Origin of the sequence: Pseudomaricurvus alcaniphilus, assembly GCF_011440395.1 — a bacterium.
GTDB classification, from domain to species: Bacteria; Pseudomonadota; Gammaproteobacteria; order Pseudomonadales; family Cellvibrionaceae; genus Pseudomaricurvus; species Pseudomaricurvus alcaniphilus.
In genome coordinates this window covers 132,575-154,364 of sequence record NZ_JAAOIX010000001.1, presented here as the reverse complement: position 1 = coordinate 154,364, position 21,790 = coordinate 132,575, and the positions used below count along the sequence as shown (strand labels likewise).

Below are 21,790 nucleotides of genomic sequence, written 5' to 3'. Positions count from 1 at the left end.
GGCGTAATTAGGTAAACGATTGAATAAACCAACAACTAATCGAGAATTGCCATGCGTTGCGCTATGGCGACGTCAGTCGAATAGACCCAAATGTTCCAATCCAACCGGGTCATTGCAGAGCAGTAATCGGTGATCTGCTGACCTATGTCAAGGCGTGAACATTAGCGTCTGCTAGTATGTACGTGATGTGTTCATTAGCTTCCGCAACAAGTCCGTGGATCGATAAAAAGTACAAATCAATGCTCTATTGAGCGCGTAAAAGCGCCTTTAACATAACCATACCGAGGTGGGTTCAAATGGACTTTATTGAGGAATTTAAAAGCAGTTATGAGCGCATCCTGGGTTCTAGTGTGGGTTTCAAATCCGATACCGCCGAGCCATTTTTTGATTATTTTTATCAATGTTTTCTCGCCAGCTCTCCAGAAGTTGCAAACGCCTTTCGCAATACCAATATGGGCGCGCAAAAGCAAATGTTGAAGCGCTCATTGATCTATTCCGTCGGGTTTCTCGCCAGCAAGGAAAGTTACGCTCATATGGAGAAAATGGCCCGTAAACACAGCCGCCACAACCTCAATATCCCCGCCCCCCTCTACGAGTTGTGGCTCGATTGCATGTTGGCGGCGGTTGCCAAATTCGACCCCAAATACGATGACGATGTGGAACTGGCCTGGCGCCTGGCCCTGGCGCCGGCTATCACTTATATGAAATTTATGTACGACAGATAGCTCACTTACAGTTTCTTCGCCTGTGGGTCATTTTTATAAGCTTTGGCGTTTCCACAAATAGTAAACCACCGGCAACACCAACAGGGTCAACACCACCGCACTCAACATTCCGCCCACCATGGGCGCGGCAATGCGGCTCATTACCTCCGAGCCGGTACCACTGCCGTACATAATCGGTAGTAACCCTACGACGATAGCGGTGGCAGTCATCATGACCGGACGCACGCGCAAGCCCGCTCCCTGCAGCACCGCGTGGCGCAGCGTCTCCTGCTGTGGCACCTGGCGTTTTTGCTGGCATCGGTCGAGCATCTGGCCGTGGGCCTGGTTGAGATACACCAGCATAATGACACCGATTTCTACTGCCACGCCCGCCAGGGCGATAAAACCCACGCCGACGGCGACGGAAAAGTTGTAACCGAGCAGATACATCAAGCCGATCGAACCGACCATGGCCAGAGGCAGTGTGCCCATAATAATGGCCACCTCAATAAAGCTGCGGAAGTTCAGGTACAACAGAACGATAATGATTGCCAGCGTCAGGGGCACCACGTAAGTGAGTTTCTCTTTGGCGCGCAGCATGTATTCGTATTGCCCCGACCAGTTTAGTGAATAGCCCACCGGCAACTCCACCTGCTCGGCAACCACTTCCATGGCTGCTTCCACATAGCTGCCGATATCCACTGCCTCGATATCGACAAAGGTCCAGCCATTAAGGCGAGCATTTTCGCTCTTGATCGCCGGTGGTCCGTCCTCGACGTAAACTCGCGCCACATCACCCAGGGCAATACGCTCGCCGCCGGGCGTGACCAAGGGTAGCAATGCCAGTTGCTCCGGCGAACTCCGGTAGTCCTGCGGATAGCGCAGGTTGATGGGGTAGCGCTGCAGGCCTTCAATGGTCTGCGCTACATTCATGCCGCCGATGGCTGTGGCGACCACTTGCTGCACGTCGGCAATATTCAAGCCATAGCGCGCGGCTTTTTGCCGCTCAATGTCCACCTTGATATAGCGACCACCAGCCACCCGCTCGGAATAGACTGAGGCAGTACCCGGGACATCCTTGAGTACCTGTTCCAGGCGCTTGCCAATTTTTTCGATTTGTCTGAGATCCGGCCCGGCTACCTTGATACCCACCGGGGTTTTAATGCCGGTGGCCAGCATATCAATACGGGTCTTGATGGGCATGACCCAGGCATTGGTGAGCCCGGGAAATTTCACCAGCGCATCCAGTTCTTTTTTCAACGATTCGGTGGTCACACCAGCCCGCCACTGGTCCCTGGGTTTGAGCTGCACAAAGGTTTCGATCATCGTCAGGGGCGCTGGATCGGTGGCGGTTTCAGCGCGGCCGATTTTACCAAACACGCTCTTTACCTCGGGCACCGTGGCAATTAATTTGTCCGTTTGCTGCAGCAGCTCCCGCGCCTTGCCAATAGATAGCCCTGGATAGGTGGTGGGCATATACATCAGGTCTCCTTCGTCCAGGGGCGGGATAAATTCACTGCCGATCTTTGTCAGCGGCCAGAACCCCGCGACGGTAATCAGTGCAGCAATGAGCAGCGTGGCTTTCGGGTAGTTCAACGCCGTTTTCAGGGTTGGCATATAGGCGCCTACCAGTGCCCGGTTAAGCGGGTTTTTGTGTTCCGCCAAAACCTTGCCGCGAATAAAATAACCCATCAATACCGGCACCAGAGTGATCGCGAGGGCGGCGCTGGCGGCCATGGCATAGGTTTTGGTGAACGCCAGCGGCGAGAACATGCGCCCTTCCTGGGCTTCCAGGGTGAATACCGGCACAAAGCTCACGGTAATGATCAGCAGGCTGAAAAACAGCGCCGGGCCCACTTCCGCAGCCGAGTCTGCCACCACCTGCCAGCGGTTTTCGGCAGTGAGGGCCTTGCCCTGGCCGGCATTGCGCTCCATATGCTTGTGCATATTTTCGATCATAACGATCGCACCGTCGATCATGGCACCGATGGCAATGGCGATCCCGCCGAGGGACATAATATTGGCATTGAGCCCCTGCCAGTGCATGACGATAAAGGCAACCAGAATACCTACCGGCAGGCTGATAATGGCTACCAGGCTGGAGCGCACATGAAATAGGAACGCCATGCAAACCAGAGCCACTACGATGAACTCCTCCAGCAATTTGTGCCAGAGGTTCTTCACCGCCCGCTCAATCAGGCCGGAACGATCGTAAACAGTGACTATCTCCACGCCCTCTGGCAGCCCGGCTTCAAGGCTTGCCAGCTTGGCTTTGACGCCATCGATGGTTTGCTGGGCGTTCTCACCAAAACGCATAACCACAATGCCACCGACCACTTCACCCTCGCCGTTGAGCTCGGCAATACCGCGCCGCATTTGCGGCCCCAGCTCTATGTCGGCAACATCTTTCAGCAGCAGCGGCGTGCCGTTGACAACCTGGCCCAGCGGAATATGAGCCAGGTCGTCAATGCCCTGGATATAACCCGTGGCCCGCACCATATATTCCGCTTCGGCCATCTCCACCACAGACGCCCCCACTTCCTGGTTGCCCCGCTGGATAGCCGTTTGGATATGGGCGAGCGGAAGGTTATAAGCGCGCAGTTTTTCCGGGTTTACCTTGACCTGGTATTGTTTCACCATGCCGCCCACGGCTGCTACTTCGGACACCCCGGGTACAGTTTGCAATTCGTATTTCAGGAACCAGTCCTGCAGGCTGCGCAGCTGGCTGATGTCGTGCTGGCCGCTCCGGTCGACCAGCGCGTACAGATATACCCAGCCGACGCCAGTGGCATCGGGTCCCAGTTGCGGCCTGGCACTGGGCGGCAGGGTCGGTGCCACCTGGGACAGGTATTCCAGTACCCGGGAGCGAGCCCAGTAGGCATCGGTGTCCTCGTCAAAGATTACGTAGACATAGGAATCGCCGAAAAACGAGTAACCGCGCACAGTGACTGCCCCCGGCACCGAGAGCATGGCGGTGGTGAGCGGATAGGTGACCTGATCCTCGACCACCTGAGGCGCCTGCCCCGGGTAGCTGGTTTTGATGATTACCTGCACGTCGGACAGGTCAGGAATGGCATCTACCGGGGTGTTTTTCAGGGACCAGCCGCCAATTCCCACCAATATCAATGTCGCCAGCAGCACAAAAAACCGGTTGTGGACGGACCAGCGTATAATGGCTTCGATCATTGCCGGGTCTCCGCTTGATGGTGGCTATGATTGGTCTCAGTAGTGATCGGGGGAGATGACTGAAGCTCCTCGTGGTTCATGTCTTCGTGATTGATTCTTTCATGATTGATTCTTTCATGATTCATGCTTTCATGATTCATGCCTCCATGTTCGCTCTCGTGGTTCATATCTTCGTGATTCATACCTTTATGATTTATATCGGCCTGGCTCATGCGCCGGAAATCCGAGGTTTTACTGGATTCGGAATCAATCAGGAATTGGGCTGAGGTGACGATGCGCTCCCTCTCTTTCAGCCCAGAGAGTATCTCCACCTGGCTCGCGCCAATTCTGCCCACGTTTACCTCGATGGATTTAAAGCGCCCTTCCCCTTTGGCAAGCACTACCCGGGACTGGCTGCCGGTGCGAATTAACGCCTCACGGGGAATTAACAGGGCTTGTTGTGCCGGTTGCGTCGCTATCGCCAGTTGGGCAAACATGCCCGGTCTCAGGTAAGCGTCCGGGTTGTCCAGGTGCACCCGCACCTGGGCGGTACGGGTCTTGCTGTTGAGCGAGGGGTAGATATAGTCGACCCTGCCCCGCCACTCGCGACCGGGCAAATAGTCCAGCCGCACACTGACAGCATCACCGGTTCGCACATTGGCGGCCTGGCGTTCGAACACTTCACCGATCACCCAGATGTGCGCCAATTGTCCGATCGCCATCATCTCCATGCCGGGCTGCACGAACATACCCTCGCGCAGGTCAAGGTTAGCCAGCACGCCGGATTGGGGCGCCTTTATGGTAATGACCTGACTTACTTTGCCGGATTCCTGTAACCGCTGGATCTCTGATTCTGGCACTTGCAGGGCAGCTAATCGCTCCAGTGCCGCGGCAACCAGCAGCGGGTTTTGGCGTTTTAGTGCCAGCAGTAATTCCTCCTGGGCATTGACCAGGGTGGGTGAATAGAGCGCGTAGAGGGGGGCCCCTTCAGTGACCGGATCACCTGCCGCTTTGACGTAGAGTTTTTCAATCCAGCCCTCAACTCGGGGGTGGATATGTACCAGATGCTCCTCATCAAATTGCACATAGCCCACGGTATCCAGCTTGACCTCCAGGTGTCCCCGGGTGACGGTGGCCGTGCGTACCCCGAGGTTATTGATCACCTGCGGCGAGATGGTGACAGTGCCCACCGCCTCGTCACCGCCCTTATCTTTGTAAACGGGGATCAAGTCCATACCCATGGGGGATTTACCCGGTTGGTCACGCCTGAAATTGGGGTCCATCGGCGCGACCCAGTAGAGCGGCTTGTTAGCTTTGGCTGGCGCGGCGGTGCCACCCTCGCTGTTGTTGGCCATTCCACCGGTGAGTAACCAGACACAGGCAGCCCCGATTGCAGCGCCTATCAATACGCCGACCGTCAGGTAAATCTTTGTTTCTGAAAAGGGTTTCATTGTCGTCTCCGGCGTTAGGGTTGCTGGTCTTGCCCGCTGCTGAGCAGATATTGGATGGTTGCCAGGGTTTGCCGGCGCTGCACGTCGATAACCAGTGCTTCGATACCGGCATTGAGTTCCGCGATGCGGGCGCGCACCGCTTCGGCAAAGTCGCCGGCGTCGCTGTTGTAGGCGGCCAGGGCGGCTTCCGCCAGCTCGGCCATTTGGGGCAACAGTTGGCGCTCATAGAGTGCCCGGCGCTCATCCAGGCGCTGCAATTGGGTTAAGGCGGTATCCAGTTGCGCCACCAGTTGCCGCGCCAAAAGTTGTTTGTCGGTCTTGAGTGCTTCCGCCCTGGAGCTGGCGGCACTGACCTCCTGGTCCTGGCGGTTAGCGGTAAACAGCGGCAGGTCAAAGGTCACACCCACGGAGAACAGATCGGCGCGGTCTCGGCCCACGGGGTCGTCGTCCCGATAGCCATATTGAGCGCTAAGGCCCCACTCCGGTTTGTACTTTTGCCGCGCTAACTCGACACCTGTCTGCATAGCATTGATCCGCCGCTCAAAGGCCTGCAGGGCCGGGTGCTGGCTGATCTGCTTATAGCGCCATTGATCATCCGCTGGAAGGTCGGCTAACCCGGGCAGGCCAGACTTTTCTTCGGGGAGTTGCCGGACCACAGGCGTGCGGGCCTGCAGGCCTATCCACTCGGATAAACGCTGCTGGGCCGACTCCTGCTGTTGTCGCAGCACAGTCAGGCGATCGTCGAGTCGGGTCAGCTCCAACTGGGCGCGGATGATATCCAGCTGCCGTGCACGCCCCAGCGCCGTTGAGTAACTGGCTCGGGTTGCGTCCACCAGGTTTTCAAACAGCGAGCGGTCCTGTTCAATCAGGCGGATGCTCTCCTGGGCCTTGAAAACTTCCAGCCACAACTGGGTAACGGTGGCGGTCACCTTGGCCCTGCGGTCCCATCGCAGCAGCGGCTCCTGCGCTGCCAGTTCCCGCTTCTGGCGCCCGGACAGATCCAGACTGTTGCCGCGCGGAAACATTTGGCTGACACCCAGTGTGACCTGGGTCATGGCTTCCTGGTTAATGTCGAAGCTGTCGCTGGGGAAATTTGCTGCCATCAGGCTGACTCTGGGGTCTGGCAAGGTAGTAGCGAATACCGATTCACTGTTCAATACCTGTTCCCGGTGAAGACTGCCATTGAGCCAGGGGTCGTTGACAGTGGCGAGCGAAATGGCCCGCTCCAGGGTCAACCGCCCGGCCTGGTCCTGCGCCAACACGGGATTCGCCAGCAACCCAAACCCGCTTGCAAATATCGGCATGCCGGCCCTTAGCAGCGCAGAGAATAGCCGCCGAGTGTTATTCTTTTTGGTTACAGGCCGACCTTTGCCAATTGCAGCAATTACCCACCAGAACAACAGCCGCGGGGTAAAGCCTGGCTTTCCGACTAGAGATTTCATGATGACTCCCAAGCAACGCGCGCAGCAGCGCAGACGCGTTTTACTGTATTTGCGATGGGAGTATTAAACTCCCGCTGAGATAACGGTCAGGCCCCAAATTTTGGGCGCACTAACCCCCTGTCAGCGGGAAATGGGTGGGCGAAACAGCGAGGATGTCTTCGCGATAAGGCAGGAAACGGAATATTCTGTGGTTAGCGTTTTGGAATACCGAACAGGAAACGACGCCTGGGTACTGACCAGTGCGACGCTTGCGGAGAGGCAATCTGCCGGGGAACACTGGCTGTGGCTGCAACAGTCTTCGTCACCGTGTGCCGCGGATTTATCCGGCTGGGTATGGCTGTCGGGTAGCGTATCGATACTGCTCATCATGACGGCAGACTTTGAGTCGGCCATTCCCGCCATATCAGCACAGGCAGGGTTTACGGCAGCGAACGGCTGGCTGGTAAAAACCAGCAAGGCGAGGACTGCCATGTAAAATCTGAATCCGCTGGGCCGCATAAACTGTAACCGTTGTGCTAACAAGCAGAAGATACCTGATTCTGGCAAAAGTTCAAATCCATAGCTGCGGCGACTGCTGGCCTGCAGTCGAATTGAATAGGCAGCATATTGCAACTATTGTCAGGAATGGCCCGCAGTCGGGGCGCTTTTGGTTATAATGCGCGCTTCTAGGTCTATTCAACTATCTGCGAGGCAATGGAATTATCAATATGCCAATTCACTACTTGAAAGTGTTAGCCAGCCAATCCGATCATGGCGACATCGACTTACTGCTGGCGGAACACTACTTGCGCGCCAATAAATGGAGCCTGGCGAAATATCATATAGAGAAGAGTATTGGCAAGGGCCCGACCTGCGATCCCCACCGGGCCCAGCAGGTAAAAATGGACATAGCAGTAAAATTAGGCGCAAACATCGCCGAGCTCGAAAGCTGTCTATAACCCAAAGTACGATAAAACCACAGTACGATAAAGGCGCTTATGACAATGCCAAACATCATTTGCAGGTGGCTGCCGACGAAAATCGCGGTGGCGGCAGTCGTCAGGGAGTGGTTAGCAGCAGGCTTTTAACAGTACCGCTCAGCCCCGGTTGTTAAGGGCCAGCTCTACCGCTTCCGTTACCGAATCGACAGTGTTGAAATCGCCGCTGACCTTGTCTTCATCCCCGGGCCGGTATTTGCCGGTTCGCACCAGCGCTGCCTGGAGGCCGACATTCAGCGCCCCCTCCACATCGCCGAACACGTCATCGCCTACCATCAGTGTATGCTCGGGGCGCGCGCTGGTGGAGGCAACCACCTGTTTGAAGAATTCAACGCTGGGTTTACCCACAATCACAGCCTCCACCCCTGCCCCAAATTCGATGGTTTTGATAAATGCACCGGCGTCCAGCACCAGCTGGTCGCCAGATTTGAAGTAGCGGTTGTAGCCAATGCCCAGCAAGGGGGCGCCGGCAATGCAGAGCTGAAAGGCGCGGTTGAGGCTGTGATAATGAAAACCTTCGGCGGCATCGGCAATCAATACTGCGTTGGGGTTGTGCTGATCGAAGTCGGCGAACTCGCCAATGATGTTCTCGTGTACCAGGCAGAAAGGCCTGAGGTTGCGTTGCCGCAACCACTGGCGCGCTGCATCCACCGCAGTAAACAGTTGCGTCTCCTCGACTGCAAACTTGAGACTGTGCAGGTGCAGCAGCAGGTTCTGCCGGGTTTTCTGCGAGGTGTTGGTGATAAAACGGACCTCGATCCCGCTGCGCTGGGCCCGCTGCACCGCTTGTTGTGCGCCCGGTATGACCTGGTCGCCGTCGTACAGCACACCACTCAGGTCAAACAATATTGACTCAATCATCGAATTCCCTCCCGCTTGACTGGCCTGGCTTTTAACCTGCCAGTAACACGTAAAGGGTAATCTGCCCGGCTCCAGCCAACTCGTCAATAGCTGGCGGCGTCACCCGGTTATTATCACCGCAACAATCGATGGCCCCTTTGGCTGCCGTGTCGGTAAATCGTTGCAAAGTACCTCTGTAAAAGCTGGCAATGCTTTTTTGACTACTGTGAGTAATGCACGAATTAGCTGCCTGGCCCGTCGTTGATTTGGCAATTGACAAGCAAAATGACACCGGTTACCATAATAGCTGTTTAAATTTCACCCAGACCGCTAACGGGTAATCTGCGACCCAAATACAGGAATTCCGAGAGCTTATGGCTACACCACTGCTGCTACACCCAGACCGGCTTTTTCCGGCCCAGGAATCTGCGCGCTCCGTCGCTCGCCAGCTCTATGATGGGATTAAAAACCTTCCGATCATCAGTCCGCACGGGCATACGGATCCCGCCTGGTTTGCCGGCAACGCACATTTTCCCAATCCCCACGCGCTGTTTATCGCCCCGGACCACTACCTGGTGCGCATGCTCTACAGTCAGGGTATCGGGCTGGGGGAACTCGGCATCGCTTCAAAATCGGGTGAACCCGTTGCCGGCCCGCGGCAGGCATGGCAGGTCTTTGCGCGTAATTACTTCCTGTTTCGCGGCACACCCACCGGCCTGTGGCTAAATCACGTATTCAGTGAAGTCTTTGGGCTGGATAAACAGCTCGATGAATCCACATCTGACCTCTACTACGACACCATTGCCGAGGCATTACAGAGCGAGGCATTTCGCCCCCGGGCGCTGTTCGATAATTTCAATATCGAATTCCTGGCGACCACCGAATCACCCACTGATTCCCTGCGCCACCATCAAGCGATTCTCGACAGTGACTGGTCGGGGCGGGTGGTCACCTCCTATCGGCCGGATCCGGTGGTGGACCCCGAACACCTGGACTTCAAGTCGGGCTTGCACCGTTTTGGAGAAATGACCGGAGAAGACGCATGCAGCTGGCAGGGCTACCTCAATGCCCACCGCAAACGGCGCGAGGATTTTATTGCCGTGGGCGCCACCGCCAGCGATCATGGCCACCCTACTGCCGCCACAGCCAATTTATCCAAGGCCGAATGCATAGCGCTGTTTGCGAAAGTGCAACAGCCCGGTGTAACTGCCGCAGATGCGGAGCTGTTCCGCGCGCAAATGCTCACTGAAATGGCTCGCATGAGTCTGGACGATGGCATGGTGATGCAGATTCATCCCGGGTCGTATCGCAATCACAATACCGAGTTGTTCAATAATTACGGTCGCGATCGGGGGGCAGACTTACCCTGCCGGGTCGAATACACCCGCGCGCTCAAGCCCCTGCTGGACCTCTTTGGCAACGAAACTGAACTCAGCATCATTCTCTTTACCCTGGATGAAAGCAACTACAGTCGCGAACTCGCGCCGCTGGCGGGCCACTACCCCTGCCTGCGACTGGGGCCAGCCTGGTGGTTCCATGACAGTCCTGAAGGGATGATGCGCTACCGGGAGCAGACCACGGAGACCGCCGGGTTCTACAACACGGTGGGCTTCAATGACGATACCAGGGCGTTCCTGAGCATTCCCGCCCGCCACGACGTGGCTCGGCGCGTAGACTGCGCTTTCCTGGCGCGGTTGGTGGTCGAGCATCGCTTAAGCGAGCAAGAGGCTCACCAGGTAGCGGCGGACCTGACCTACAACCTGCCGAAACGGGCTTATCGCCTGGATACAAGCGAACGGAGTTGAGAGCGCTATGAATCGATTGAATGAAACCACCCTGCCCCAGCTTGCGTCCGATGTCCAACTGCCCGGCTACGACCGCAGTCTCATCAGCGCCGGCATTGTTCACTTTGGTGCCGGTAATTTTCATCGCGCGCACCAGGCCGTGTACTGCGATACCCTCTTGAATCAGGGTGAGAACAGCTGGGGCATTATCGGTGTTTCCCTGCGCTCACCCGCCGTACGCGACAGCCTTGTCCCGCAGGACTGCCTCTATACCCAGGCGACCCTGGGTGAGACCACCTCCTATCGCGTCATCGCCGCCATCAAAGGCCTGCTGGTGGCTCCGGAGAACCCCCAGGCCGTTATCGACGCGGTCGCCGGCGACCGGACTCAGTTGGTCACCACCACCATCACCGAAAAAGGTTACTGCCTTGCCAACGGGGCGATCGATCGCAACCACCCTGACCTCAGCCGCGACCTGCATTCCCTCTCTGCGCCGCAAACGACGTACGGTTATCTGGCGGCAGCCTTGATCAAGCGCTGCGCGGCCCAGGGCAAGCCGCTGACGGTGCTTTGCTGTGACAATATGCACGGCGGCGGCGAGCATTTAGCGGCGGGGGTTCGCCTGCTGCTCGAGGTACACAGCCCCGACACCTGGGCCTGGGTTAGCCGGAATTGTGTGTTTTCTTCTTCGATGGTGGACCGGGTAACCCCGGCGACTGATACCGCTTTAAAGGAAAAAGTAGCCGAGCGGCTGGGTGTTTACGATGCCGCCCCGGTGGCCGCCGAACCCTTCAGCCAATGGGTCATTGAAGATCGCTTCGCGGGCGAACGCTCGCCTTTCGACCGTGCCGGCGCGCTCTTTGTGGAAAGTATCGGCCCCTACGAACAGGTGAAACTGCGCTTTCTCAATGCCGGGCATTCCATGCTCGCAGCGCTGGGGTACCTGGCCGGCGATCGCTTTATTCACGAGGCTTTACAGCGCGAGCCATTGGCCCGGTTTACCGAACAAGCGTTAAAGCAATGTGTACTGCCGGTCACAGCAGTGCCCGCAGACGTGGACGGCGTCGACTATATCAACCAGGTGCTTGGCCGTTTTCGTAACGCCAATTTGCCCTACGCGGTACTCCAGGTTGGCAGCGACAGCTCGCAGAAAATCCAGCAGCGCTGGCTGCCCTCCATCGACGATGCCCTCAGCCGTGAGCGAGATGCAGCTTACCTGGCGTTTGCCCTGGCGGCCTGGGCAAGTTTTATTCGCAAGGCATTGGCGAACGATGATCTCAATGACCCGCTGCGCAATGACTTTGCCCGTTGCGAGTCCGCTGCACCGCGGTCGCCTGTGCGTGATTATCTCGCCCTGGCGGGAGCGGCAAAATTCGCGTTTGTTAACAATGAGACGTTCATGGAATCCGTGGACGGGTTCTACCACACCATTGCCGAACAGGGCGTCGAACAGGCACTGGTTAATTTCCTAACATCTGTAAATTGAGAGGCTGATATGCGTGAATCCTGGCGATGGTTTGGGCCAAACGACCCGGTAACCCTGAGCGATATACGACAAACAGGCGCGACTGACATCGTCAGTGCGCTGCACACTATCCCGACGGGCGAGGTATGGCCACTGGAGGCCATACGCGAACACCAAGGGCTGATCGAGACAACCGAACCCGGTCTCTCGCCCTTGAAGTGGTCGGTGGTTGAAAGCATACCCGTCCACGAGGATATCAAGCTGGCGCGACCCGGACACCAGGTCTACGTGGATAACTGGATCGCGTCGATGGAGAACCTGGCGCAGTGCGGGATCAAAACCATCTGCTACAACTTTATGCCCGTGATCGACTGGACCCGGACCGACCTCAAGTACAAGCTGCCTTCCGGTGCCTACGCGCTGCGTTTCGACCAGGAAAAATTTGCCGCTTTTGATCTCTTTATTCTGCAGCGTGAAGGTGCTGAAAAGGACTACAGTGCGGCCGAAATTGAGGCGGCAAAACGAAACTTCGAGGCCATGTCCGAAGCGGAGAGGACCCAGCTCACCAATAACATTATCGCCGGCCTGCCGGGTAAAATGACGGACAGCTATGGGCTGGACGATTTTCGCAAGATGCTGGCCAACTACAAGGATGTGAGCAGCGCTACCCTGCGCAAAAACCTGTTTGCCTTTTTGTCACAGGTCCTTCCCCGCGCTGAAAAACTCGGGGTAAAGCTGGCCATCCACCCGGATGATCCGCCGCGGGATATGCTGGGCCTGCCCAGAATTATCTGCACCGCCGCTGACCTTGAAATACTGTTCGATGCGCTGCCGAGCCCCTCCAACGGCATCACCCTTTGCGTCGGCACCTACAGCAGCCGACCGGATAATGACTTGCCGGCAATGGCGAAGCAGTTCGGGCCACGTATTCACTTTTCCCATCTGCGCGGTGTCAGCCGTGACCCCAACGAACAACGGTCGTTCTACGAGGCCAGCCACCTGGACAGTGATATCGACATGATACAAGTGGTGAAAGAACTTCTGGGCGAAGAGTCGAGGCGTAAATCCGACCCGACCGGCGCCGCGCAGGAAATCTTCATACGCCCGGACCACGGCCACCAGATGATGGACGATATCAACAAGACGGTTAACCCGGGCTATTCCGGTATTGGCCGACTGAAAGGCCTGGCGGAAGTGCGCGGCGTGATCAGGGCGCTGTCGGCGCAAAAATAACGCGGGTACTTTCACGAGGTTCAGGCCCGTGACCTGCAATTACGTTTTAGCCGTGAGTGCATGCAGCAGTTGCGTAACCAAGAGGCCGGGCACACAGTGCCCGGCCTCTTCCGTTATGGGTTTAGACTGAAGTTCTTTTCTTAAAAAAGCCCTGTATTTCCCGCAAACGCTGGAAACACAGGGCTTTTTTTGTGTTTCCTTTATAATATATTGTTGTAAATGTAGGCATGTAAATGCAGTTTTTGTTCTGAATATATTTGAGTATTTACCGTTATTTATCTTGCACAAATGATTTTTATCGCTATCATGCGTAAGCATGTTTATTGCCCGTGTCCCGAATCGCAACTCCCCGCCGGCCATTCTCCTGCGCGAAAGCTATCGCGAGAATGGCAAGGTCAAAACGCGCACCCTGGCCAATCTGTCCAAGTTGCCCGAGGCGGCGATCGAGGCACTGAAACTCTCCCTCAAAGGGGAGCAGCTGGTGCCATTGGACGAGACGCTGGAGATTGTTGCCTCGCCCCATCACGGCCATGTCGAAGCTGTTCTGCAGAGCATACGACGCCTCGGCCTGGCGCGCCTCATCGACTCCCGGCCCTCGCGGGAACGCGACCTGGTGGTGGCGATGATTGCCGCCCGGATTCTGGCGCCTCACAGCAAACTGGCCACCACCCGCTGGTGGCACGATACCACCTTGCCGGCCGAACTCGGTGTCGAGGACGCCGACGAGTCCGACCTCTATGCTGCGCTGGACTGGCTGCTGGAGCGCCAGGGGCGTATCGAGAAGAAGCTTGCCGCCCGCCACCTCGACGAAAATGGTCTGGCCCTGTACGACCTGAGCTCGAGTTATTTTGAGGGCGCCACCTGCCCACTGGCGGCGTGTGGACACAACCGCGATGGCAAGAAAGGCAAACGGCAGGTCAACTACGGGCTGTTGACCAACGACCAGGGTGTGCCGGTGTCGGTCTCGGTGTTTGAGGGCAACACGGCCGATCCAACAACCTTGCTCGAACAGGTACGCCGGGTGCAAAAGCACTTTGCCATCCGTTCATTCGCCATGGTCGGCGACCGCGACATGATCACCCAGGCGCAGATCGACGCTCTGCGGAAGGAGGACGGTGTCGACTGGATTACCGCGCTGCGCCCCGGGGCGATTCGGCAACTGGTGCAGGATGGCGCCGTACAACTGGATCTGTTCGACGAACGCAACCTGTTTGAACTGACCCATCCGGACTTTCCCGGTGAGCGGTTGGTGGCGTGTCGCAATCCGGAACTGGCCCGGCGTCGCGCCGCCAAGCGCCAGAATCTGTTGCAGGCCACCGCCGGAGAACTGGACAAGGTGCGCGGAATGGTCGAGCGCGGACGCCTGCAGGGTAAGGACAAGATTGGCGTGCGCGTGGGCAAGGTCATCGACAAATACAAGATGGCCAAGCATGTGGTGCTGGAGATTGAAGGCGGACACTTCGGCTATGCTTTCGATGAGGACAAGATCGCGACGGAAGCCGCCCTCGATGGCATCTACGTGATCCGCACCAGCCTCGACGTGCAGCGCATCAGTGGCGACGATGCCGTGCGCAGCTACAAGCAGCTGACCCGGGTGGAGCGCGCGTTTCGCTCCATGAAAACCATGGACCTGCACGTGCGCCCCATTCATCACCGGCTCGAGGATCGGGTGCGCGCCCACATCTTCCTGTGCATGCTGGCGTACTACGTGCAATGGCACATGGTGGATGCCTGGCGTGAACTGCTGTTTGTGGACGAAGATCAGGAGGCCAAGACCACGCGCGATCCCGTCGCACCCGCCAGGCGATCGAAAGGTGCCTTGCGCAAGGCGCAGACGCGAACCCTGGACGACGGCAGTAGCGTTCACAGTTTCCAGGCCCTGCTGAATCATCTGAGTACCATCGTCCGCAACCAGTGTAAAATCCCCGAGGCAGAGGCGGATGCTCCGTTGATGGCAATTGCCACACAACCCAATGCCAAGCAGCAGCGGGCCTATGAACTGCTCGACACCATAACGGTGTAGGCAGCGCTGCGCACGAAAAATTTTCTACGTGATTGAAATACAGGGGATTTTTGTCTCCCCTCAGAAAGAACTTCAGTTTAGATATTCAACAGGTCAACCATTCGTCAGCGGCCTGCAGGCGAAAACCGATGGGATCTCGGGATTCGCCGTGCCTATTGACGGCGCTGACAGTACTTCCAATTGATAGCACTTCTACTTTTTGGCTCTGGCCTTAGGGCGTGACTGCCCCCTCCTGCTCCGCCGCACGGCTAAAAGAGATCGTCGCGAGGTCTTTCTCCGACGACGAGGTGCCCACATAGACCTGGTAAGTACCTGCAGGGTTGATAAAGCGCTGGAGCGCAGGATCGTAGACGCCCAGGGGATGATTGCTGGCAGCAGGATCGATAACAATGGAGACATCCTTGACGGCACCCGGCGCAAGACGGACTTTGTGAAAGCCAACCAGGCGCTTGGGCGGTTGGCCCGCGGCCGGGATGCCCAGGTAGACCTGCACCACTTCAGAGCCTTCTCTGTCGCCGGTGTTTTTCACGCTGGTCTTGACGACGTACTTACCATCTTCCAGCGTGATGCTGGGGGCCGCCAGTTCAAAGCTGGTGTAGGAGAGACCATGCCCGAACGGGAAGGCGACACAGGGGTTGGATTGGTCGGCGCGCAATTCGCACTGCCCGCTGACGTTAGCGTCGTACCAGCGATAGCCAATATTGAGCTTTTCCTTGTACTCGACATTGCCCTTGCCGGCGACCGGAACACCTGGAAAATAAACCGGGTCGGCGGCAATGTAATCCAGGAATCCCCTGCCCTCGACCGGAAAGGTTACCGGCAGCTTGGCGGACGGGTTCACCACCCCAAACAACAAATCAGCGACAATATGACCGTCCTCCTGGCCGGGAAACCAGACCTCGAGAATGGCCGGGCCGCGGGGGCCCAGGATCAGTTCGTCAGCGGGCATAGCCACACCGGCATTGTCCTTTAACACCAGCGCCGTTTTCTGTGCCATATTCGGGGCCGCCGCCATAATGCCGCGTATCATCGCCACGGTGTGACTATTTTTCTCCGGATTCAACGGCTTGCCGTCGGACCGTGTGAGGCTGGTAATTTGGTTGGGCGCGGGCGTGTACCAGTCGAGGTTGTCACCAATTGCAGTGGCCGCATTCACGCCTTTCTCATCGGCGAAGGTCGCGCGATCCGCGCCTTCCTCGGCAATCGTACCGGCCATGATGATCACTGCATCAGCTGCTACTGCGGCAGCTTTGGCCGCGTCGAGGTTGCTGTTGTCATCCTCGACCAGCAGCAGGGAAACCTGTGCCGAGGTGTTGCCCAGACTATTGAGCACATTCTGCAAGCCGGCGACCGGTGCAACGGTGTAATGCGGCACTACATCCGAGCTGCCACCGCCGGCGCCCATGGGTTTACCGACCACCACACCGCCGGCTACTGCCTGTTGCGCGTAGACCTGGGTGGCTTTGCCGATGACCACGACCTGCTGCACATCTTTCGCAAACGGCAACGCACCGTTGTTCTGCAGCAGTACCCCGGACTGCCCCCCTATCTTGCGTGCCGCTACGCCGCCTTTGTCAACGTCGATCGGCGTCTGCACCAGCGGCCGTTCAAATATACCCAGCTTAAACATTTGGGTGTAACGCCGTTCTAGCGCGGTATCGATATGGCTGACACTGATGTCGCCAGCCGCCAGTGCTGCATTGAGCTTATCTGGCGCCCAGTGGGACGGAATTGGCATCAGGTGATCGAGGCCTGCGGTGAGAGACGGTGCGGTACTCTTGACGGCGAAGAAATCGGACTGCACGTAGCCGTTAAATCCCCACTGGTCCCGCAGCACTTTGGTCAGCAGATTATCGTTTTCACAGGCTTGTTTGCCATTGACATCATTGTAGGAACACATCAGCGAGGCGACCTCGCCATCCTTGACCGCCATTTCAAACGGCAACAGATAGAGTTCGTGCAGCACCTGTTCATCGATGGTCTGGGCGATGTTCATGCGATTGGTCTCCTGCTCATTGGCGGCAAAATGCTTGGCCATGGCAATGACACCCCTGGACTGCACAGTCTTGACCTCGGCGACCCCCATGATGCCGGCGAGATAAGGGTCTTCGCCCTTGTATTCAAAATTGCGGCCGAGTACCGGATTGCGCGCCAGGTTGATCCCCGGCGCTTCATATACCTGCAGGGCTAACGCAATGGCTTCATCGGCGATGACATGGCCAAATTCAGCCGCCACCAACGGATCGAAAGACGCCGCTGTCGCCATCGAGGACGGCAGTGCGGTCGCCTTGGCAGAAGAGGCATCCGTATAGGCGGCAAAGGGCCTATCCGGGTCATTGACGAGATCCGCATCGACACAGTCGTTTTGGCCGATGCCGACCGGGCCGTTGGTGATACGCAGCGTGGGCACGCCCAGTTCGGCAATCCCCCTTACATGGCGCGCGCCATAACACTCGGGTAGCTCGGGGACGATTTCAGGCGTATTACCCACCAGTTGCTGCTGCTTCTGCGCTAGCGACATGGCGTCGAGCAGCAGTTGTGCCCGCCGTTCAGGCGCCAGAGAGGAGTCTAGCCAGGGGTTAGTGCCGGTTTTCGCGGCGGACTCGCCATCATCTGTGCCACAGCCGCCCAGCAGTAGCGCAAGCGCTACTGCAACAGCTTGTTTGCAGCGGGTATTTACAGATTTCTTATTCGTCAGTTTGTACATCGCCTACTCCAGACAGGATACCGATTTTTAAATTCAGGAGGGTGAGGCTCACGCCTCATCCCTCGCACAGAACCGCAGGTACAGGCCACGGCCTTGAAGGCGCGCCGTTTCTGTGCCTGAATACGGGTGTAGTTCGTGAAGATCGTTCGCCCTTGCCAATCAGATTGTCTTGCCCTCGGTCGGGGTGACGCCTTCTTCTTGCCGAAGGCCGGGTTTGCCTGCTACGCAGGGCCAACGAAAAAGCGACAACCGAAGGCTGCCGCTCCCTTACCGATATTTTGTTGGGGGCCTTAGAATTTAAATTTCACCTTCAATCCCGCATAGCGCTCGGCGTTGCGTGGCACCTGATGGTTAAAGACAGGGGCGCTGGTAAATGTGCCCGGGTTGATGCCAGAGACATAGAACTCATCGAACACATTATTGACAAACAGCGTTACCCGGTAGCTTTCCTTGTCGTCCTTGGCGGCAATACCGACACTCAGGTTAAAGATCCCGTAGGCATCCTGTGCCCGACCGGGGTTCTGCAACAGGTCGAAGTTGACCTCATCCTGATACTGGTAGGAGAAGTTCAGGAAACCGTCGAAGGGCAGGTCATCGAGGGGTATAAACAAATCACCGCCAAGGGTTGCCTTGAAATCCGGTGAGTTGGACAAGTCCTTTCCGCTCAGGTCCTGTATGTTTTGCGTAGAATCTGCGGGGTTGGGCACACAGCCTTGTGCAGCGGTCTGAAAATCGTAACAACTCGCCCCCTGGAAGGACTTGATGGTGGCATCGATGACCGCCAACCCGATGTTCATTTTGAAATTCTCGGTGAACAATACAATGGCATCCACTTCGAGCCCCTGGGTTTCCAGTTCGCCCACATTGTTCAGCAGAAAGTCAAGGTCACCCGTGGCCGGATTCTGGATACTGCTTTGTGCCTGAAAATCCGTGTATTCACTGTAAAAGGCCGTGGCATTCAGCTGAACACGCCCGTCGAACAGTGAACTCTTGATACCCAGTTCATAGGCGTCCGACTCTTCGGGCGCGACCGGCTGATCAAGGGTTTGCTGGGTGGTGGCGCTGACGATATCGTAGGTCTGCCCCTTGTAACCTCGGGAGAAGCCCCCGAATAGCATCACATCCTCATTGGCAAAGAATTGCAGCGCAACTTTACCCGTGACTACGTCATCGTCGGACTTTCCGGCGCAACCCGCGGAACAGTCTCGCCCCGCCTGGTTGTCCAGAAACGTCGCTTCGATTTCTTCGTACTGATAGCGCAGACCGGTGATCAGATTCCATTTATCGGAAAGCCCCCATGTGGCCTGGCCAAAAATAGAATAGGACTGGGAGTCCGCGGTGCCGACCCAATTTGATACAGCGATAGGCCCACGTATAAACTGACGGGTATTTTGTGTGTCCGAGTAAAACACCCCGGCGACATACTCAAAGGTTTCCGATGCAGGGGACGTGACCCGAAATTCCTGGGTGAACAACTCGGTGTTGTAAGGTCCGCCCTGATTGAGGGTAAAGTCGTCAAATCCGTCAAGGTCAATCATCCAGTCGTATTCCCAATCCCGGTAACCGGTGATGGAGGCGAATGAATACTCACCCACGTCAAATTCGAGCTTCAGGCTGGCCAGCCAGTCGGTCGAATCCGACTGACTGGGACCGTCCTGGCGGATCGCGGTATTTTCCTCAGAGGGCGTGATACCAGGTCCGAGAACCGGAGTGCCGAAAAAGGTCGCTCCCGGTGTTACGAAACGCAGTGGTTGCGCGCAGCAGTTATCCTCAGTTTTATTATACTCGCCGATAAAGGTCGCGGTGAGGGCATCGCTCAAGTCCGCCACCAGCTTACCGCGTACGCCTTTGGCCTCGCTGCCGTTCAGTTTTTCACCGGTGGTGAGATTATCGACATGCCCTTCCCGGTCCGAGTAGTACGCGCCAAGGCGCACCCCAACGGTATCGGACAGCATGCCTGACACGTTGCTTGCGACCCCGTACTCCTCATCCTCGGTGGCCAGTAGATCGAGCGTCCCCTCGAATTCTTCTGAAGGTGATTTGGTCGCAATATTGATCGCACCCGCCGATGCGTTTTTACCGAACAGCGTGCTCTGTGGGCCGCGCAGCACTTCAACCCGCTCGATATCGAGCAGGTTGGAAAAGGACGCGCCGGATTTTGCGACCGGAATATCGTCGATCATGACGAGGACGCTGGGTTCGGAACCAATACTGAAACTGTAGGTACCGATCCCACGCAAGTTGATCGGGCTTTCGTTCTTGTTATTGGTTTCGGCGATGGTGAGGGAAGAGGATACTTTGGTCAGATCGCTGAAGCTCTGCACCCCCATGTTTTCCATCATCTCTGAAGTGACTGCAGTCACTGCCACCGGGATATCCTGGGCGCTTTCCGCTCGTTTTTGAGCGGTCACCACCACCTCTTCTATCTGTAAAGCGGCCTGGGCCGTGTAGGGTAGCGTTGCTGAGGCAATCGTGAATGCTATCGCTGCACTTAATTTTTTTGTAGTTGCAGGCATTGGTGTAAGGTTCATAGCCCTTCTCCTGTAATTTGATAATTTGTCATTATTCTGCTTGTTTAAGCCATCTGAGCACACGTCAATCTGTAGCGCGTCAGTGTAAGTTACCCCTAAATGATACCGGTGTCAATTATATATTACTACCGGTGTCATCGTCCAATGCTATAATGCATCAAACTGGTTATAGAGCAGCGATCTGAGCTTCTGGTGAGGCTTGATTCTCCCGTGTTGTGTAGGATTTGTCGGTATGAGACCCGGGTGGCTGGTTCGTTACAGATACGCAGCGACAGGGTTTAAAATTCAGGAAAAGGAGTCAGTCGTGGCCCAAAATAGCAAAAAGGCAACCATCAACGATGTGGCCCGGGAAGCCGGCGTATCCAAGAAAACCGTGTCCCGGGTGATCAATAAGTCGCCGGAAGTCACCCAAAAGACCTACCAGAAAGTCGAACAGGCAATCGCAAGGCTAGACTACACCCCGGACCCCCAGGCACGGGGCTTGTCGTTCCGGCGGTCTTTTTTGTTCGGGCTGATTTACGATAATGTCAATACCGCTTTTATCGCCGATATTCAAGACGGGGTTCTGGATAAGTCCCGAAGTGAAGGCTATGAGTTGGTGGTTCACCCCTGTGAGCATGGTAATAGTCAATGGATTGACGAAGTACGACTTTTAATCGATCGCCTGAAGTTGGCCGGTGTCATTGTATTACCACCCCTATCCGAGAACCCTGAGCTGGTGAAAATGTTAAAAGGCGTGGATTGTGAGTACGTGCGGATACTCTCCGTCCCTCTCGATGACGACGCACACATGGTGCAATCGGACGACCGCAGTGCGGTAGCGCAGATTGCAGACCATTTAATCGAGTTAGGCCATCGCAATATAGGTTTTATTCACGGCCCGAAAGGCTCCCAAGCCGCAGCGGAACGCTATGCAGGCTTCTCTGATGCGCTGCTGCGGAACAAGCTGAAACTTCTGAAACGCAATCTGGTGTGGGGGGATCACAGCTTTGCATCGGGTGTGGTCGGGGCGCATAAATTGCTCGGGGGGAAGACCCGGCCCAGCGCTATTGTTGCCAGCAATGATGAGATGGCTCTGGGGGCAATGGTAGCCGCGGCGAAACTTGGGATTGACGTTCCGTCGCAATTGTCGATTGTAGGTTTTGATGACGAGCCACAGGCGGCAAAAATATACCCATCCCTAACCACGGTGAATCACAACTTGAAACGCATGGGGCAGCTGGCATCGGAAAAACTTGCCGCGCTGTGCAGAAACCAGCCGGAGCAAGCGGCCCAAGTTCAATCAGTGATCTGCCTCGACCTGATCGTGCGCGAGTCTACGGCGAAAGTGCCACCGGAAATCCAGGGAAACGATAATTAACTTGCGCTTCGATCAAGCATGGTAAAAAATCAAAAAGCGATCGGTTTTCAACAAGTTACAGTAATTGAAAAGGGCGTGCCACAGCTGTAACTCAGCAGCTTTGAATGG

Annotated in this window: 15 protein-coding genes; 8 read left to right on the top strand and 7 right to left on the bottom strand. The window is 56.5% G+C overall.

Going from position 1 to position 21,790, the window contains the following annotated elements; translation table 11 throughout:
• Positions 1–296: 296 nt before the first annotated feature.
• Positions 297–725 (top strand): globin, encoded by a 429-nt coding sequence (locus tag G8764_RS00655; protein WP_166160870.1) that lies wholly within the window; start codon positions 297–299, stop codon positions 723–725.
• A gap of 33 nt (positions 726–758) precedes the next feature.
• Here the strand turns inward: G8764_RS00655 and G8764_RS00650 are convergent, their stop codons facing one another.
• From G8764_RS00650 to G8764_RS00640, 3 genes are read right to left on the bottom strand one after another with little or no spacing between them, the layout of a single operon-like run.
• On the bottom strand, positions 759–3,890 hold the full coding sequence (locus tag G8764_RS00650) for an efflux RND transporter permease subunit (protein WP_166160868.1): 3,132 nt from the start codon (positions 3,888–3,890) through the stop codon (positions 759–761).
• Complete coding sequence (locus tag G8764_RS00645; protein ID WP_166160866.1) at positions 3,887–5,320, bottom strand: efflux RND transporter periplasmic adaptor subunit; 1,434 nt, start codon at positions 5,318–5,320, stop codon at positions 3,887–3,889. Before G8764_RS00645 ends, G8764_RS00650 begins: the two co-directional genes overlap by 4 nt.
• A gap of 14 nt (positions 5,321–5,334) precedes the next feature.
• On the bottom strand, positions 5,335–6,624 hold the full coding sequence (locus tag G8764_RS00640; protein ID WP_166160864.1) for a TolC family protein: 1,290 nt from the start codon (positions 6,622–6,624) through the stop codon (positions 5,335–5,337).
• Positions 6,625–6,949: 325 nt separating this feature from the next.
• Between G8764_RS00640 and G8764_RS00635 the strand changes: the two genes are divergently transcribed.
• Complete coding sequence (locus G8764_RS00635) at positions 6,950–7,237, top strand: hypothetical protein (RefSeq protein WP_166160862.1); 288 nt, start codon at positions 6,950–6,952, stop codon at positions 7,235–7,237.
• Between the two features lie 232 nt (positions 7,238–7,469).
• A complete protein-coding gene (locus G8764_RS00630) occupies positions 7,470–7,700 on the top strand; it encodes a hypothetical protein (protein ID WP_166160860.1) in 231 nt (76 codons plus the stop codon).
• Positions 7,701–7,838: 138 nt separating this feature from the next.
• On the opposite strand, the gene G8764_RS00625 is transcribed toward G8764_RS00630, so the two are convergent.
• Both G8764_RS00625 and G8764_RS00620 read right to left on the bottom strand, forming a co-directional pair.
• Entirely contained in the window at positions 7,839–8,600 is a 762-nt protein-coding gene (locus G8764_RS00625) for a TIGR01458 family HAD-type hydrolase (protein WP_166160858.1), read from the bottom strand.
• Between the two features lie 31 nt (positions 8,601–8,631).
• Positions 8,632–8,859: a hypothetical protein gene (locus tag G8764_RS00620; RefSeq protein ID WP_166160856.1), complete on the bottom strand. Its 228-nt coding sequence runs from the start codon at positions 8,857–8,859 to the stop codon at positions 8,632–8,634.
• Between the two features lie 94 nt (positions 8,860–8,953).
• Between G8764_RS00620 and uxaC the strand changes: the two genes are divergently transcribed.
• The 4 genes from uxaC (at position 8,954) to G8764_RS00600 (ending at position 15,084) form a co-directional block, all read left to right on the top strand.
• Complete coding sequence (gene uxaC / locus G8764_RS00615) at positions 8,954–10,384, top strand: glucuronate isomerase (RefSeq protein ID WP_166160854.1); 1,431 nt, start codon at positions 8,954–8,956, stop codon at positions 10,382–10,384.
• Between the two features lie 7 nt (positions 10,385–10,391).
• Positions 10,392–11,849, top strand: a complete 1,458-nt coding sequence (locus G8764_RS00610; protein ID WP_166160852.1) for a mannitol dehydrogenase family protein — start codon at positions 10,392–10,394, stop codon at positions 11,847–11,849.
• A 9-nt stretch (positions 11,850–11,858) separates the two neighbouring features.
• Positions 11,859–13,061, top strand: a complete 1,203-nt coding sequence (gene uxuA, locus G8764_RS00605; RefSeq protein ID WP_166160850.1) for a mannonate dehydratase — start codon at positions 11,859–11,861, stop codon at positions 13,059–13,061.
• Positions 13,062–13,377: 316 nt separating this feature from the next.
• On the top strand, positions 13,378–15,084 hold the full coding sequence (locus G8764_RS00600; RefSeq protein ID WP_166160848.1) for an IS1634 family transposase: 1,707 nt from the start codon (positions 13,378–13,380) through the stop codon (positions 15,082–15,084).
• A 211-nt stretch (positions 15,085–15,295) separates the two neighbouring features.
• On the opposite strand, the gene G8764_RS00595 is transcribed toward G8764_RS00600, so the two are convergent.
• Together G8764_RS00595 and G8764_RS00590 are read right to left on the bottom strand one after the other, a co-directional pair.
• A complete protein-coding gene (locus G8764_RS00595) occupies positions 15,296–17,791 on the bottom strand; it encodes a beta-glucosidase family protein (RefSeq protein ID WP_166160846.1) in 2,496 nt (831 codons plus the stop codon).
• Positions 17,792–18,081: 290 nt separating this feature from the next.
• Positions 18,082–20,322, bottom strand: coding sequence for a TonB-dependent receptor (locus G8764_RS00590; RefSeq protein WP_166160844.1), 2,241 nt, complete (start codon positions 20,320–20,322; stop codon positions 18,082–18,084).
• 304 nt (positions 20,323–20,626) lie between these two features.
• Between G8764_RS00590 and G8764_RS00585 the strand changes: the two genes are divergently transcribed.
• Positions 20,627–21,682, top strand: coding sequence for a substrate-binding domain-containing protein (locus tag G8764_RS00585; protein WP_166160842.1), 1,056 nt, complete (start codon positions 20,627–20,629; stop codon positions 21,680–21,682).
• Positions 21,683–21,790 lie beyond the last annotated feature (108 nt).